Annotated in this window: 1 protein-coding gene; it reads right to left on the minus strand. The window is 44.7% G+C overall.

Going from position 1 to position 421, the window contains the following annotated elements; translation table 11 throughout:
* Nucleotides 1–421, minus strand: a 421-nt coding sequence (locus ACSVH9_RS16390) for a hypothetical protein (RefSeq protein ID WP_438064640.1), incomplete at both ends; no start/stop codon positions are given.

Here is a 421-nt window from a genome sequence, read left to right on the forward strand (position 1 = left end):
AGCCAATTGAGCATTCAATGTGTCGTTCGCCAAAACGTCTAATACATTGCTGGCTCCACTTGCTCCGTTTATATTGCTGACTCCATCATCGTTAGCTATTATTGGGGCTTGGTCTACCGCAATAGTGATGGTAGCTTGGTCACAATTACTCGGATTCAATTGCTCGCACAATTGGTATGCAATAGTATAGATGCCCGCTGGGGTGCCCGCTTGAACGCTTACTTTACCTGTGGCTGGGTTTAAAGTTGGCACTAATCCACCTCCTATTGACGTGGCTGGATTTATAATTGTAATTGCTGTTTGGGTTAAGCTAGCTCGCTGGCCATTGAGTAAGTCATTGGCCATTGCATCTAGTACATCTACTGCTCCTACTGCGCCATTGATGTTATTAATAGCATCATCATTGGCTACAATCACTGGT

Origin of the sequence: Flavobacterium sp. RSSB_23, from assembly GCF_051547145.1 — a bacterium.
Lineage (GTDB): Bacteria > Bacteroidota > Bacteroidia > Flavobacteriales > Flavobacteriaceae > Flavobacterium.